Below are 302 nucleotides of genomic sequence, written 5' to 3'. Positions count from 1 at the left end.
GGTCTATGCCGACGACGAGACCATGGCGCGTTCGCCGGGCTGGACGCATTTCGAATTCACCGACGGCCTGAATCTCCTGACGGTCAACGGCCTCTATCGCTTCAAGGACCCGGCTCGCCGCTGGACCCCCTATCTTGGCGCCGGCGTCGGCGTGAACATTCCGCATGTCGAAGTCACCCGTCCCCAGGGCACGACCTTCGACTACGAATTCGGCGGCGTAACCTTCCAGGCGCAGGCCGGCGTCGACTTCCGCGTCACCGACAACTGGTCGACCTTCGTGGAATACAAGGGGAATACAAGGG

Annotated in this window: 1 protein-coding gene; it reads left to right on the top strand. The window is 62.9% G+C overall.

Annotated features, from left to right (window positions below; translation table 11 throughout):
• On the top strand, positions 1-302 hold a 302-nt coding region (locus AC1DF8_RS36255; RefSeq protein WP_478157627.1), incomplete at both ends, for an outer membrane protein.

It is taken from the genome of Rhizobium sp. 05N49, from assembly GCF_056396805.1.
This window is presented reverse-complemented; position numbering and strand designations above follow the sequence as displayed.